Origin of the sequence: Blastopirellula retiformator (assembly GCF_007859755.1) — a bacterium.
GTDB classification, from domain to species: Bacteria; Planctomycetota; Planctomycetia; order Pirellulales; family Pirellulaceae; genus Blastopirellula; species Blastopirellula retiformator.
In genome coordinates, this window is the sequence record NZ_SJPF01000008.1 from 114,835 (window position 1) to 130,044 (window position 15,210).

Sequence of the window (15,210 nt, forward strand, 5' to 3'; positions counted from 1 at the left end):
TCTGGAATAAATCATTGCATACGGGAGGCAACTAGGGCAATCATTGCGGAAGACCGCATGGCATCGAGGCATCTCAATCGGAAAAATGTTGCAACGCCGTGTTCGTTGCGGCAATCACTTTCTTCCCATTATAGGCGTGAACCTTGGGTATAGTGGTGGACAAGTTTCCTTATGGCCCCTTGCTGAATCGAGGCAACTTGCCTACCTTGCCAGACTTGTTTGAGCGAGCTGTCAGCGCCACGAAAAGACACGTTGGGAAACTGGGGGACTTTCGTTCGTAATCAAACTGATCTTGGGCGCCGCTTCTGGAATCGTTACAAGGTGGCGTCGCCGGGGTTCGTTTAAGTAGGGACTCCGCGCCGCGGCGACCCCAACCCCATTGATGGCGCTATGCCCCAGCGCTACCCACCTTAGAAATTTCGCCATGACTCGCGATCCAGCCGCGATGAGGGCGGAATGGAAATGAATAGGATGTTCACTCGCATACGTTTCGCGTTTTCGATCTGTACGTTCGCCTTGGCGCTTCTAGGGGCTATGTCCCCGCCGCTAACAGCCGCTGAATCGCTGGCTGAAATCGCCGCTGCGAATGAGCGCAGCCTCAGCCAGATCGAAAACTTGCAGCTGCAGTATCGCGTGCAGTCGGAGCTACGTGAAAAGAACGGAACGTCGCGGCCGATGGCCAAGCCGCAGGAGAATTTTTACGCCTACTCGCGAACCAGCCGGCAAAAGCGACTGCGGATCAATCCGGCGCCTGGGCAACAGCGGGTCGTCGATCGTTATCTGGCCAATGGTCTGATGCGCGAGCAATCGTACGACTTGGCGTTTGACGTCGAACTAGAGTCCTTGCTTCCGTACGATCAGAAGTCGTATCGCGCCGAGATCTCGCCCGCGAAACCGGGACTGATGGAGGAGATGGTTCCGCAGACGCTCGAAAAAATCCCGGTGATGGTCGTCTCCCAATCGCTGACCTTGAGCGAACTGGTGCAGCAGTGGGACTGCAAATTGATGAAAGATGACGGTGTCGCCATTCAGATTCGGGCCGACCTGCCGACTCGCATCGCCGGAAAACATGCCGGCAGTTGCCTGTTGGTAACGTTGCGTCGCGACAAGGGCTACATGATCGAATCGCTGCGGATTGTCGTCACCGGCGCCGGCACGAACGTCGAGACCGGCAAACCAGCGACAATGCTCGCGACCTTCAAGGTGCTAAAGTGGCAAGAACTTGCCGAAGGTCTGTGGTATCCGCAGCAAGTGCGCTTTGGCAACCATGGCGAGATGGCGACCAGTTCCGACGACGCAGGCCTGTTTGTCGAGTGGACCATCACCAGCGCCGTCGTCAACGCCGAGCATCTCGATAAGGAACTCGGATTCGCGTTCCTTCCCAATGCCGTCGTCGTCGAATATCGCAAAGATGGCGAAGCGGGACGCTTGTGGCTGTGGGGCCCCGAAGGGAAAGCGGTGACTACTTTCGCCAATGCGGATGAGTACGAATCCGCGCGACCGGGCGCACAGGTGCAGCGACGGTGAGTTCGGATCTGTGGCGAGCTACTTGCCCAGTCCAAAGATCGATTCGACGTTGCCGCGGAGGACCGTCTTGCCTAGTTCTAAAGCCCGGTCTTCGCTCCAGCCGCGGTCGATCACGAATCGCTCGGCCAACACCTTGGCCAGGATCCGCTTGAACATCGCGAACTTCGGCATGCCGAATTCCAGCTTGTACATGTCGGTGTAGTAGCCGATCACCTTGGTTTGCGGGATCGCTTCGAGCCGCGCGGCCAGGTCGCTTTCGATATAGGCCGGCGTGTTGGAATACCACCAATGCCCGTTGGCGACGACATTCGGGAAGATCCAGCTGTAGCTGACCAGCTCTTGATTGGTGACGCTGGCCAAGACCGAAACCGGAAAGGTAACGTCGCGGAAAGCGTTGAAGAGTTGACGGTATTGGATCAGTGAGACGCGGCTGTCGTACAGGTCTTGTCCTTGGTAGACGCCGGTTTCATAGACGCCGCGGTTGACGCCAATCATCAGGTCGAACGGCAACTTGTGTTGACGGCAACGTTCGGCCAGCGACCAGAAGACGAAGTTCGATGCGGCGTGCCGATCGTTCGGGGCGGCGTCGTCCCCTTTCCCTAAGATGTTTTTGATCGCAATGTCAGCGCGGTTATCGCTGACGTAGTGGGGCGCGAAATCAGGCGGCAGCGAAATCGCACATGCCTTGGCGCCTTTGCTGACGAAATGCTCGAACAACTTGTCGAGTGCGCTCTCGAGCGCCTCGCGGCCGCTGATCGAAATGCCGGTCGCATTCTCCAGGCGTTCAACGACGGTCAGCTTCGCCAAGTGAAAGACGAGATCATCGGTTCGCAAGCAAGGAATGTAGCGGCCGGTATCGAAACCTTCGAGCGTGTCGTCGAAGTCGTTGGTCAGAAAGATCCCTTCCAGCTTGCTCTCGCGCAGGACCGTTTCTTCCCAGTCGTCTTTGGCCATTCGCTCGGCGGCCGAATCGTAGAGCGCTTCCCAATTGTCGGTCGTCAGCCGCTCGTCGGCGAAGCCGAACATCTTCTGGGCGAACTCGATAAACCAGCTGTACTGGATCGTGTTTTCGATCGGGCCGAAGTTTTCGACCAGGCGGCGGACCTTTTCTTTGGGATCGAGACCGGGCTCTTCGATCTGATCTTTCGGCATGCCGGCCGAGTGCGATAGCTCGGTGTAGTAGTGGTACCCCAGGATGTCGGCCAGCGTCGTCGACGCGGCGCTGAGCGGATTGATGTGCGAATGGGGGTCAACCAGAACGATTTGGTCTAGTTGTTCGAAAAGCTGTTTCCGCAACTCGATCGACATGGGGGGACCGGCTAAGTGAGGTAGGATGTGGCAAAGATCTCAGAGTAACTGAATGAGGCGCGCATTTCATCCCCCAAGAACACGAGGGCTGGGGGCGCCAACTAGGTCGTTAGCGGCAGTTCCGACTGGCGAAACGTGGCGTACGTCTGGGCGAGAAACTCGGCCAGACCCGCGCGTTCGGCAAGCAGGGCGCGGACGCGCACCTGGCGGATGACGCCCTTCTCGAGCGGTTTGACGAACGAACGGACGCTCAGCCGCTGCGGTTCGATGACAATCGCATCGGCGTCGCCTGGGAAGACCAGCAAGCAGATCGCCAGATCGTCATTGATCGGCGCCGCCAAAGCGACCTCTTCGACTGGGGCCGAATCGGACTGGGCCGTGACTAACTGACCATCGACCAGGCGGTAGGCGCCGCTGGCGCCGATTTCGACCGAGACTGGCGCTGCGAAATCGAGTAGCGACGTTTGCCGCGACAGGATCAGGTCGCTGGCATCCTGATCGGGAATAGCGCGAACGTAGGCCTGGCTTCGAACCGGGACGTTTTCGCGTTCTTCCCCGGTAAAGACAAGGTCGTGCTCGCGAATATAGACTTCGGAGTGAAGCGGGGCTCCGAAGTCGACATGGATCGTTTGATAGCCTCCCGTCGGGATCTTAAAGAGGCGGACCTTCAGCGGATCGTCGTGCCAAGTCGTAAGGCTAGTATTAGGAAAGCTGCACTCAAACTTCTGCGGGCCGTGGCTTTCCCATTTCTTGACGGGAAGGTTTTTCGGTGGGGGGGGCACTTTGCCCGTGATCTCGAATTTCGGCAAGCGTGGCATGAGCGAAGTGAGCGGCTACGACCAGGGAACAAAAAAACCCCGTCTCTCACCAAGGTGAGCGACGGGGCCGGAACAGAGAAGAGGCCGAAGACTTGCACCCGTAGGCACGGCGTTATGATTGGTATGATGCCGTAGTTGGCCCTCTTCCACTCGTCATGATACCAGAGTGTTCGACATTGTCCACCATTTGGTTCCCAAAAACTTGGGCGAAAGTTTGGGATCCGAGCGAGCGTTTTGTCTCGGTAGTTCTACTGTCGACCGGATTTCTTATCATTGGTCGTGACGGAAACTACAGAGGCGATCAAGATGGCCCGATGGTGAGAGAGCCAAATGTCTGACTACCTAACGACTTGCGAGAAGGCGGCCCGCGCTGCTGGCGCCGTTTTACTTGAGTGGCAGGGGAAATTTCGCGTCCGAGAGAAAGGGCGAGCCGACTTGGTAACCGAGGCCGACGTCGAGTCGCAAAAGAAGATCCAGGAGATCGTGCTGGGAGAATTTCCGGAACACGGATTCTTGGGAGAAGAGGAAGATCCCGCCAACGCCGTCTCTAGCCAGTATGAGTATCGGTGGATTGCCGACCCGCTCGACGGCACGACCAATTACGTTCATGGGCTAGCGAACTATTCGGTCTCCTTGGCATTGCAGCATCGCGGCGAAGTGATCGTCGGCGTCGTCTACGATCCGGTGCATGATCAATGCTTTGCGGCGGAGCGGGGCCAAGGGGCGACCCTTAACGGCGAGAAATTGCAGGTCAGCGACGTTACCGATCTAGAGGCTGCGTTGGTGGCGGCTAGTTTCGCCGCTGGCATCCAGCGCGATTCGCCCGAGATCGAACAGTTTATCGAGGTGCTAGTGCGCTGTCAGGCGATGCGGCGTTTGGGGTCGGCGGCGCTCAATCTGGCGTATGTCGCCGCGGGGACTTTGGATGCTTATTGGGCGTCGAGCGTTAAAATTTGGGATGTCGCCGCTGGCGTGTTGTTGGTCCAGGAAGCAGGCGGCGTCATTCGCGGGCCTGGTGGAGAGCCGTTCGATTGGAATCGCCCTAAGGTGGTCGCCGCTTCGACCGAGCAACTGCATGACCAACTGCAGGCTTCCATCGGCGCCTGATCTCCCTCTCATGCCGCTTGGAGTCTGCTCATCATGATCATCCGCCAAGAACAGCCGGAAGACGTTCCGGCGATCCGCCAACTGTTGCTCGCCGCTTTTCCGACCGCGATCGAAAACGAGATCGTCGACCAAATTCGAGACTCCAAATGCGAGCAGATTTCGCTCGTTGCCGAAGTTGACGGCAACATCGTCGGTCAGATCTTGTTTACGCCGGCGACGATCGAGCGTGACGCCCATGTTGTCCAGGGTTGGGGACTGGCGCCGGTCTCGGTCGCTCCCAAGTCGCAAGGCCGCGGGATTGGCGCTACGCTGGTCCGCCAAGGGCTGGAAGAACTGCGACAGCAGGGCGGGGCGTTCGTGATCGTGCTTGGCGATCCTCAGTATTACCCGAAATTTGGCTTCCAGCCGGCGGCGCAGTGGAACGTCCAGTCGGAGTTTGGCGGCGTGCCGGCCGAGGCGTTTATGCTGATCGCCTTCGACGAAGAGGCGATCGGCGATGGCGGAATCGCCAAGTACCGGCCTGAGTTCGCGTCGGCGGTTTGATCGGCGTTTGCTAGCGAGCCGTTCCGCTTGATCTTGACCTTTCCTCCGGTTCCATCTAGCTTTTTGCAAGCGGCCGAACCGTTCACTGGACGAACGCGCGGCCTAAGCAAGGAAGCACGGAGAATCAAGGATGAGCGCTCAAGAGTCGGCGGGCCGTCCCGCCTCGGTTCCGTTGTTGGATGTCGCCCGCGGCAACGCCCCTTTGCGTACCGAATTTGTTGCGGCGCTGGAAAACGTCCTCGATTCGGGGCGGTTTGTCTTCGGCCCGGAAGTCTTCGAACTGGAAAAGCAAATGGCCGAAGCGTCGCATGCTAAATACGGCATCAGCTGCGCCTCGGGAAGCGACGCTTTGCTGCTCGCGCTGATGGCCTACGAAATCGGTCCCGGCGACGAAGTAATCGTCCCCAGCTTTACCTTCTTCGCCACCGCCAGCGCCGTCTGGCGTTTGGGCGCAAAGCCGGTCTTCGCCGACATTGACCCGGTCACGTTCAATATTTCGCCCGAAGCGATCGCCGCTGCGATTACCCCGAACACCAAAGCGATCATTCCGGTTCACCTGTTTGGACAGGCGGCCGACATGACGGCAATCAACGCGATCGCCGCCGCCCATGACTTGTGGGTGATTGAAGACGCCTGCCAGGCGGTCTTGGCCGAGTACGACGGAGAGCCGGTCGGTGCGATTGGCGACGTTGGCTGCTATAGCTTCTATCCGACCAAGAACTTGGGCGGTATGGGGGACGGCGGCATGCTGACCACCAACGACGAAGAGCTGGCCAATAGGCTGCGACTTTACCGCGGTCACGGAATGGAGCCGCGCTACTACCATTCGGTGGTCGGCATTAACAGCCGCTTGGATACGTTCCAGGCCGCCACGCTGTTGGTCAAAATGAACAAGCTGGCCGAGTGGACCGAAATGCGTCGCGAGAATGCGGCTCGCTACAACGAACTGTTCCGCGCTGCCGGGATGGATGAGTGCATCATCTTGCCAGCCGAATCGGCCGATCACAAACATGCCTGGAACCAGTTCACCGTCCGCGTTCCGCAAGGAAGTCGTGACCACCTGCGAAAACATCTGGCCGACCACAAGATTGGCAGCGAAATCTACTATCCGGTACCGCTGCACCAGCAGGTCTGCTTCGCCAACTTGGCGGACCATGGCTCGCTGATCGAAACGGAAAAGGCGGCCAAGGAAGTCTTGAGCCTGCCGATCTTCCCCGAATTGACCGACGCCGAGCAGCGCGTGGTTGTTGAATCGATCGAGCAGTACTACGAAGCGGTCAACAAGAAAGCGGTCGCTTAGCAAATCCCGCCCCGAATCGATCGGATCGAAGTCGCCCCCCCCGCTTGAGGAGGCGACTTTCCGCAAAGTTGCCCCGAACCTGCGCATTTTTGCAGCCTATTGCGTGGGAATCGGAAATGATGGGCAATTCGGCGTATTTGATGGACGCTTAATGCGCCGATTTGTATAATCCATCATTGGGTTTAGCCATTTCCTACCTACCTTTCGGCTCCTCCCAACTCCACGCCTAGTTCCCTCCTTTCACGGACTGCATCCTTGCGATTCCCTGCGCTCCTTTTGTCGACTGCGCTATTGCTAGCGACTTGTACGTCGCTGTGGGCCGATCCTGCGCAACATCAGGCGATGTTCGACAAGCAGGTTAAGCCGTTTCTCACCAAGTACTGCAACGACTGTCACGCCGGCGAGTTCGCCGAGTCAGGCATCGATTTCGCCTCGTTCGGCAAGGCGGAAGAGGTGATGACCAGCGGTCGTAAGACCTGGCAGAAGGCGCTCAGCCAGATGACCGTCGGTGCGATGCCCCCCAGCGACGAAGCGCAACCTTCCGAGGAGGAGCTGAAGCAGGCCCTCAAGTGGATCCGGGGTGCGCTCTCCGACTATTCGTGTGATGGGCCGGTTGATCCTGGCCGTGAGACGATTCGTCGCTTGAACCGCGTCGAGTATCAAAACACGATTCGCGACTTGGTCGGCGTCGAGTTCAAAGCGAGCGAAGAATTTCCGGCCGACGACGTTGGTTATGGGTTCGACAATATCGGCGACGTCCTTTCGCTGTCGCCGCTACTGTTGGAGAAGTATTACGATGCGGCGGTGACGATCGCGGGCAAGGCGATTGTGCTCGACCCGTCGAGCTTGATCCGAAGCGAACGTCTGAAGAACTTCAAGCTGAAGGACGGCTCCAAGAGTGACGACCGAATCAGCTTTCCCTCGCACAATATCGCCAAGACCGATTTCGAGATCGACTCCCCAGGCGAGTACAAGCTATCGATTCGCGCTTACGGAACGCGTGCCGGGGACCAGTTGCCCAACATGCACGTCAAGCTAGACGACCAAGACAAAGACTTTGCGGTCGAAGCGCTGAAAGGCAAAGAACAGAACTACGAGATTACGAAGCGTTTTTCCAAGGGAAAGCACCACCTCGAGATCTCGTTTACCAACGATCACTACGATCCCAACAATCCCAACCGCAACAAACGCGATCGCAACTTGATTGTCACCAGCGTCAAGTTGGTGGGGCCGCCTAAGATCACGCCCGAAAGCTATCCGGAGTCGCACCGTAAGATTTTCATCGCCTACCCCGGCCAAGACGGCATCACCGCCGAGGTCGCGGCCCGGCGGATTTTGACCCGGTTTGCATCGCGGGCCTTTCGTCGTCCGGCGACGGCTGACGAAGTGAATCGGCTCTACACGCTGGTCGCGTCGGCCCAAGCCGATGGCGAGAACTTTGAAGCTTCGGTGCGCGATGGCGTGGTCGCCATTCTTTGCTCGCCGAACTTCCTGTTCCGCGTCGAGATGGACGAGTCGAAATCGCCGGTCCGCCAGTTGACCGAGTACGAACTGGCGTCGCGACTTTCTTACTTCCTCTGGAGCAGCGCTCCCGATCACGAGCTGCTGACGCTCGCATACGAAGGGAAGCTGCGATCGCAGCTCGATCAGCAGATCGACCGCATGCTGAAGTCGCCGAAGAACTCGGCCTTGGTCGAAAACTTCGCCGGACAATGGCTGCAGTTGCGTAACCTGGAAGACGTCAAACCCGATCGTCGCAAGTTCCGCGGGTTTACGCCCGCCCTGGCGAAGGCGATGCGGCAGGAGACCGAACTCTTTTTCGAGTCGATCGTCAAAGAAGACCGCAGCGTGCTCGATCTGGTTGGGGCCGACTACACCTATTTGAACGAATCGCTCGCCAAGCATTATGGCGTGAAGGACGTCAAAGGAGAGGAGTTCCGCAAAGTGTCTCTGAAGGAGAAGGGACGCGGTGGGATTTTGACCCAGGCCAGCATCCTGACCGTAACCTCCAATCCGACCCGGACCTCGCCGGTGAAACGGGGGAAATGGATCCTGGAGAACGTGCTGGGAACGCCTCCGCCAGATCCGCCGGCCGATGTGCCGACGCTGGAAGCCCAGAAAGAGCTGACCGGGACGCTACGCGAGCAAATGGCGCAGCACATGGCGAATCCCAGCTGCGCCTCGTGCCATGCTCGGATGGACCCGATCGGCTTTGCCCTGGAAAACTTCGATGCCGTTGGCGCCTTCCGTACCAAAGACGAGGGATCGAAGATCGACGCTTCGGGCGAGTTGCCCGGCGGGATAAAATTTGAAGGCGCCTCGGGACTGCGACAAGTGATCCTGAATGAGCACCGCGACGAGTTCGTCCGGGCGTTTTCCGAAAAGATGTTGACTTATGCGTTGGGCCGCGGCGTCGAGTTTTTCGACATGTGCGCCATCGACGCGATTCAAGATGAGCTGGAACGTAACGATTACCGTTTCTCCGCGCTGGTGAAAGCGATCGTCCACAGCGATCCTTTCCAGAAGCGCCGTACCAATTAGAACGGAGAGGGAATCCGACATGAGCACTGCAATCTCACGACGAATGTTGCTTCGCGGTTTTGGCGCCGCCATGGCGCTGCCGTGGCTCGACCAAATGGCTCCGGTCGCCAATGCGGCCGCCGCGACCGGCAAACCGCCAGTGCGCATGGCTTTTCTCTACGTTCCCAACGGCGTGAATGTCGAGAAGTGGCGTCCCCAAGGAGAAGGCGCCGATTGGCAGTTGTCGCCGACCTTGTCGGCGCTGAAAGACGTCAAGTCGGAAGTGACCGCCCTCAGTGGGCTGACTTTGCGCGGCGCGTTCGCGTTGGGTGACGGTGGTGGCGACCATGCTCGCAGCGTCGCCGCCTATCTGACCGGTTCGCACCCAAAGAAGACCGACGGCGCCGACATCAGCAACGCTATTTCGGTCGATCAATACGCCGCAGCTCAGATCGGCTTCCAGACCCGGTTCCCGTCGCTGGAACTGGGCTGTTCGCCCAGCGCTCAATCGGGCCGCTGCGACTCGGGCTATAGCTGCGCCTACTCGTCGAACATGTCGTGGCGCAACTCGACCTCGCACGTCGGCAAAGAAATCAACCCGCAAGCCGCCTTCGATCGCTTGTTTGGCAACGAGAACGCCAAGGAGTCGGCCGAAAGCCGCGCTCTGCGTCACAAGCGGAAGAAAAGCATCCTCGACTTCGTGATGGATGACGCCAAGCGCCTGAACCAGAAGTTGGGCAAATCCGATCAACGCAAGCTGGACGAGTATCTGTTCGCGGTGCGGGAGATCGAACGTCGCGTCCAGCAGTCGATCAAGCTCGACGGCGTCGAAGTCGATGTGCCGGATTATCCCCGACCCGATGGCGTGCCGGCCGATTTTGGTGAGCATGCCCGGTTGATGATGGACATGATGGTTTTGGCGTTCCAGACCGACACGACCCGCGTCAGCACGTTCATGTTCACCAACGCCGGCAGCAACCGGACCTACGGCGACATCGGCGTGCGAGAAGGGCACCACTCCCTTTCCCACCATAAGGGGAGCAAAAAGAACCTCGAAAAAATCGCCAAGATCGACGCCTTCCATGTCGAGCAATACGCCTACTTCGTCAAGGAGCTGCAGAAGGTCCGCGAAGGAGATGGAACGTTGCTCGACAACTGCATGGTCATGTACGGCAGCGGCATCAGCGACGGTAACCGCCACAACCATGACGACCTGCCGATCATCATGGCGGGCCGCGGCGGTGGGGCGATCACGCCGAACCGTCACCTGATCTATCCCGACAACACGCCGTTGACCAATCTCTATGTGTCGATGCTGAACATCGTCGGGGCGAAAGCCGATCGCTTTGGCGACTCCAACGGCAAGATCACCAATCTCGGCTAATCCTGAGCGCATCATCCGCAAAATCGTCACAACCGGGCGCGTCGCCAGACGCGCCCGGTTTTTTGCGCATTTGCCTTCTCCGTCAGGGCGATATGATAGAAGGTGACGTTACCTTTTCTCCCCAAGCTGTGCATTTGCCGTTGAAGCTGTCGCTCTTCCAGCTCGCAATTTTCGCCCTGTCGGCGCTCGGGACTCGTTATGTCCTGGCCGATAGTCCGGAAGGGGTGCGCCCCGATTTTGCCGCCCAGGTGCTGCCGATTCTGACGCAGCGCTGCTTCGCGTGTCATGGTCCTGACGCCGACAAGCGAGAAGCCGATCTGCGGCTCGATCAGGCAAGTTCCCTTTTTCAGCGTCGCGGCGATCAGCCCGCGGTCATTCAGCCAGGCGACGCCGCTGATAGCCCACTCTATCAGCGTTTGATCGCTAGCGATCCGGCAGAGCAAATGCCGCCGCCCAGCCATGGCGGGCCACTCTCGCTCGACGAGATCACTACGATCAAACGCTGGATCGACAATGGCGCCAAGTGGGAAGGGCATTGGGCGTTTCAGCCAATCGTCAGACCGGAATTGCCGCCGGCATTGCTAGGTTACAGCGATCAGCCAATCGATCGCCTGGTCGCAGCAAAGTGGAAAGAGCACGATCTGACGCCGGCCGAACCAGCCAGTCGCGAAATGCTGCTCCGCCGCGTCACCTTTGCGCTGACCGGCTTGCCGCCAACCGCCACCGAGATCCAAGACTTTCTCGCGGATCAGCGCCCCGGCGCCTACGAACGCGTCGTCGATCGGTTACTGGCTTCGCCGCATTACGGAGAGCAGATGGCACGGCAGTGGCTCGACCTGGCGAGGTATGCCGACACGCATGGTTTCAACATCGACAGCTATCGCGACATGTGGCGCTGGCGTGATTGGGTGATTGACGCCTACAACTCCAACATGCCGTTTGATCAATTCACGCGCGAGCAGCTTGCCGGCGATCTCTTGCCCAATGCGACCGTCGACCAAATCACTGCGACCGGCTTCAATCGCAATCATCCGATCAATGACGAAATGGGGGCGATTCCCGAAGAGTATCTTCACTTCTACGCCGCGGATCGCGCCAATACCACCGCGACTGTTTGGCTGGGGCTGACGCTGGCCTGTGCGGAGTGTCATGATCACAAGTACGATCCCATCTCGCAGCGCGACTACTACCAGTTCTACGCCTTTTTCAACAATGTCGATGACCAGGGGCTCGATGGTCGTCGCGGCAATGCGGCGCCAACAATCATCAGTCCGACCAAGGAGCAATCCCAGCAGCTTACCGGGTTGGATCAACAACTGCGGACGCTTGACGCGGCGCTCTCCGCCGCCCGCGATGAAGCGCAGCAGTCGCCTTCCAATTGGGAGCGATCAACCGAACAAGTTGCGGCAGCCGCCAATCCGCCGACTGACAGCGCCGCCCGACTCTCCCTGGATGGCGAGAGCGGCGGAGTTCGCATCCAGCGAGAAAACGATGAGGCGCCGCTATTCTTGCCCGGCAAGTTTGACCAGGCTCTCCTTTGTGACGGGCGGACGCTCATCACGCCGAGCGAAGCGATACAGCTGGGCGACACCTTCTCGATTGGGTTGTGGGCATATCCAACAACATCGAACGCAACGGTCTTGGCGGCGTCGCCCGACTTCACGCTCTCGCTTGATCGGGGGCAACTGGTTTACGAAACGATCGAGCGCCGTCTTCACACGACAGAGGTCATGTCAAAGAACCTGTGGCAGCAGGTCACCCTGACGGTCGACGGCAAGCAGATCGCCGTCTATCGCGATGGCGTCCTCTTGCCGCTGTCGCCCAGCGAGCGGATCGACACCATGGAAGTCGATCAGGCGTCTCCTGAAGTAACGCAGCTACAGTTTGGCCGGGCCGGCGAGCTAGACGGTTTTCGGGGGCTGTTGGATGATGTTCGCATCTATGCCCGCACGCTCAGTCCGCTCGAAGTGCAGCGTCTTGGAGGTGGTGATCCGATCGGCGAGATCCTGGCCAAGCCGACCGAACAACGTACCGACGGCGAACAAGCGACGCTACTCGACCACTATCTCCGCCAGACCGATCCACACTACGCCCAGCAAGTTGAGCGACACGAAACGATCGCTCGGCAGCGGCGTCGTTTTATCGAGAACTTTCCCGAAACGATGGTCATGCGCGAGCGGACCGAGCGACGACCTGCCCGAATTTTGGAGCGTGGCCGCTACGATCTTCCGGGCGAAACGGTGACGCCGGACGTGCTCGACTGCTTGCCGTCGCTTCGGCGCCATACAAACGCCGATCGCCTGGCGCTGGCCGAATGGCTGACCGATGATCGTCAACCGCTGACCGCTCGCGTTGCGGTCAATCGATATTGGCAGAAGCTGTTCGGGACGTCGCTGGTCGCCACTCCTGAAGATTTTGGACTACGAAGTTCGCCCCCCAGCAATCGGGCCCTGCTCGACTACCTGGCCGCGGATTTTCGCGATAACAATTGGGACGTAAAGCGGCTGCTGAAACAGATCGTGATGTCGGCGACCTATCGGCAAACCAGTGCCGTTGATGTGGCGAAATGGAATGCCGATCCGGCCAATCAATATCTTGCTCGCGGGCCACGGCTGCGACTCTCGGCCGAACAGCTTCGCGACGCCGCACTGGCCGCCAGCGATTTGCTGAACGACCATATCGGCGGACCGAGCGTTCGCCCCTACCAGCCTGCCGACTTGTGGGAAGCGATTTCGTATGGAAGAGACTTTACCGCTCAGCGTTACGCCCAGGACCATGGAGACCGGCTCTATCGCCGCAGCTTGTACACGTTTTGGAAACGGACGTCGCCGCCACCCAACATGTCCGCCTTCGACGCGCCGAACCGAGAATTCTGCACGCTGACTCGTAGCCAAACCAATACGCCGCAGCAGGCGCTGGTGCTGATGAACGACCCGACCTTCATTGAGGCCTCCCGCGCTTTGGCCGCCGAGATGATGCAGTCCACCCCCGATGTCGAAACGCAAATTGCCTCCGCCTTCCGAAGGATCGTTTCTCGCGCGCCCAGTCAGCAGGAACGGCAAATACTAGCTCGCGTCTACGAGGCCCAACTGGCACACTATCGGCAAGACTTGGACGGGGCGAGAGAATTGGTCGCGATTGGCGAATCGCCTACGGCCGATCTCCCTGCTGATGAACAAGCGGCGCTGACGATGGTGGTCAGCACGATCATGAACCTCGACGAAGCGATCCACGCCAACTAAACCTATGCATGACTCACAGCGACAACTCGCCAACTTGCTCAGCCGCCGGCTTTTTTTAGGCCAGGCCGGTACGGCGCTCGGCGCAGCTGCGCTAATGTCTCTTGGCGAATCTACCTTGCAAGCGGCGACCCGATCGGCGGCCGCCAAGGCAAAGCGAGTCATCTACCTTTGTCAGTCTGGGGCGCCGTCGCAGCACGATCTGTTCGACTACAAGCCGATGTTGGCCGAGCGGCAGGGCGAGGAACTGCCCGACTCGATCCGTGGAGGCCAGAGGCTGACCGGGATGACCGCCGATCAGACGACCTTTCCGCTGACGCCCAGCATTTTTCCGTTTGCGCAGCATGGCGCTCGCGGCGCCTGGTTCAGCTCGGCCGTGCCGCAGATGGCCAAGCTGGCGGACGACGCCTGCTTCGTCCACTCGATGCATACCGAGGCGATCAATCACGACCCGGCGATGACGTTGCTGCAGACCGGCACGCAACAACCCGGCCGGCCCAGTCTGGGCGCGTGGGTCAGCTATGGCTTGGGAAGCGAAAACGCCGACTTGCCGGCGTTTGTTGTCTTGATCTCGCGCGGCAGCAGTCTCGGCAACCAGCAGCCGCTGGCCGACAAGCTGTGGGGGAGCGCGTTCCTACCGGCCGAGCATCAAGGGATGAAGTTTCGCGGCGCGGGAGATCCGATCCTCTACCTGGGCGATCCGGCCGGCGTCTCGCGAAAGTCGCGAGGGCAGATGATCGCGGCGGTCGCCGAGTTAAATCGGCTTGAGGCGCGGTCGATACCAGATCCCGAGATCGAGGCCCGCATCGCTCAGTACGAGTTGGCCTATCGCATGCAGGCGTCAGCGCCCGAGTTGGTTGATTTCCGCAACGAGCCAGAAGCGACCTTTAAACTGTACGGCGAAGAGGCGCGGAAACCGGGCACTTTCGCGGCGAACTGTTTGCTGGCCCGGCGTTTGGCCGAGCGCGACATCCGCTTTATCCAGCTCTATCATCGAGGCTGGGATCAGCATTTGCACCTGCCACGCGATCTGGCGCGGCAATGTCGCGACGTCGATCAGGCGTCAGCGGCGCTAGTGCAGGACTTGAAGGACCGCGGACTACTGGAAGATACGCTGGTCGTCTGGGGTGGCGAATTCGGCAGGACCGCCTATTGCCAGGGGGAGCTGACGGTCGATGACTACGGTCGCGATCATCATCCTCGCTGCTATACGATCTGGATGGCTGGCGGCGGTATTCGCCCCGGCATCCAATATGGCCAGACCGACGAGTTTGGCTACAACGTCGTCGAGAACCCGGTCCACATCCACGATCTGAACGCGACGATCTTGCATCAACTGGGGGTCAACCACTTAGATTTGACCTATCGCTATCAGGGACGTGATTTTCGCCTGACCGACATTGCCGGCAACGTGGTCAGCGATATTCTGCAGTCGTAGTTGGGGCCAACTCTACTTTCCCCGAT

The 15,210-nt window shown here is 59.2% G+C and carries 10 protein-coding genes; 8 read left to right on the forward strand and 2 right to left on the reverse strand.

What is annotated here, in order from left to right:
• Window positions 1–534 precede the first annotated feature (534 nt).
• Window positions 535–1,527, forward strand: a complete 993-nt coding sequence (locus Enr8_RS24725) for a hypothetical protein (RefSeq protein ID WP_146436985.1) — start codon at window positions 535–537, stop codon at window positions 1,525–1,527.
• Between the two features lie 18 nt (window positions 1,528–1,545).
• On the opposite strand, the gene Enr8_RS24730 is transcribed toward Enr8_RS24725, so the two are convergent.
• Complete coding sequence (locus tag Enr8_RS24730; RefSeq protein WP_146436987.1) at window positions 1,546–2,835, reverse strand: glucuronate isomerase; 1,290 nt, start codon at window positions 2,833–2,835, stop codon at window positions 1,546–1,548.
• Window positions 2,836–2,936: 101 nt separating this feature from the next.
• Window positions 2,937–3,653, reverse strand: a complete 717-nt coding sequence (locus Enr8_RS24735; RefSeq protein WP_146436989.1) for a hypothetical protein — start codon at window positions 3,651–3,653, stop codon at window positions 2,937–2,939.
• Between the two features lie 330 nt (window positions 3,654–3,983).
• Here Enr8_RS24735 and Enr8_RS24740 point away from each other — a divergent pair, with 330 nt between their 5' ends.
• The 7 genes from Enr8_RS24740 (at window position 3,984) to Enr8_RS24770 (ending at window position 15,184) form a co-directional block, all read left to right on the forward strand.
• Window positions 3,984–4,760 carry an inositol monophosphatase family protein gene (locus tag Enr8_RS24740; RefSeq protein ID WP_146436992.1) on the forward strand — a complete coding sequence of 259 codons (777 nt, stop codon included), beginning with the start codon at window positions 3,984–3,986 and terminating at the stop codon, window positions 4,758–4,760.
• A 33-nt stretch (window positions 4,761–4,793) separates the two neighbouring features.
• Window positions 4,794–5,303, forward strand: coding sequence for a GNAT family N-acetyltransferase (locus Enr8_RS24745; RefSeq protein ID WP_146436995.1), 510 nt, complete (start codon window positions 4,794–4,796; stop codon window positions 5,301–5,303).
• A gap of 130 nt (window positions 5,304–5,433) precedes the next feature.
• Complete coding sequence (locus Enr8_RS24750; RefSeq protein ID WP_146436998.1) at window positions 5,434–6,603, forward strand: DegT/DnrJ/EryC1/StrS family aminotransferase; 1,170 nt, start codon at window positions 5,434–5,436, stop codon at window positions 6,601–6,603.
• 255 nt (window positions 6,604–6,858) lie between these two features.
• Complete coding sequence (locus Enr8_RS24755) at window positions 6,859–9,144, forward strand: DUF1592 domain-containing protein (protein ID WP_146437000.1); 2,286 nt, start codon at window positions 6,859–6,861, stop codon at window positions 9,142–9,144.
• Window positions 9,145–9,163: 19 nt separating this feature from the next.
• Window positions 9,164–10,507 carry a DUF1552 domain-containing protein gene (locus Enr8_RS24760; RefSeq protein ID WP_146437001.1) on the forward strand — a complete coding sequence of 448 codons (1,344 nt, stop codon included), beginning with the start codon at window positions 9,164–9,166 and terminating at the stop codon, window positions 10,505–10,507.
• Between the two features lie 128 nt (window positions 10,508–10,635).
• Window positions 10,636–13,749 (forward strand): DUF1553 domain-containing protein, encoded by a 3,114-nt coding sequence (locus tag Enr8_RS24765; protein WP_186767879.1) that lies wholly within the window; start codon window positions 10,636–10,638, stop codon window positions 13,747–13,749.
• Window positions 13,750–13,753: 4 nt separating this feature from the next.
• Complete coding sequence (locus tag Enr8_RS24770) at window positions 13,754–15,184, forward strand: DUF1501 domain-containing protein (RefSeq protein ID WP_146437006.1); 1,431 nt, start codon at window positions 13,754–13,756, stop codon at window positions 15,182–15,184.
• Window positions 15,185–15,210: the final 26 nt, after the last annotated feature.

Coding starts and splice junctions, on each gene's coding strand:
- Enr8_RS24725 (WP_146436985.1), top strand. CDS start 535: ATGTCCCCGCCGCTAACAGCCGCTGAATCGCTGGCTGAAATCGCCGCT.
- Enr8_RS24760 (WP_146437001.1), top strand. CDS start 9,164: ATGAGCACTGCAATCTCACGACGAATGTTGCTTCGCGGTTTTGGCGCC.
- Enr8_RS24740 (WP_146436992.1), top strand. CDS start 3,984: ATGTCTGACTACCTAACGACTTGCGAGAAGGCGGCCCGCGCTGCTGGC.
- Enr8_RS24750 (WP_146436998.1), top strand. CDS start 5,434: ATGAGCGCTCAAGAGTCGGCGGGCCGTCCCGCCTCGGTTCCGTTGTTG.
- Enr8_RS24770 (WP_146437006.1), top strand. CDS start 13,754: ATGCATGACTCACAGCGACAACTCGCCAACTTGCTCAGCCGCCGGCTT.
- Enr8_RS24745 (WP_146436995.1), top strand. CDS start 4,794: ATGATCATCCGCCAAGAACAGCCGGAAGACGTTCCGGCGATCCGCCAA.
- Enr8_RS24730 (WP_146436987.1), bottom strand. CDS start 2,835: ATGTCGATCGAGTTGCGGAAACAGCTTTTCGAACAACTAGACCAAATC.
- Enr8_RS24735 (WP_146436989.1), bottom strand. CDS start 3,653: ATGCCACGCTTGCCGAAATTCGAGATCACGGGCAAAGTGCCCCCCCCA.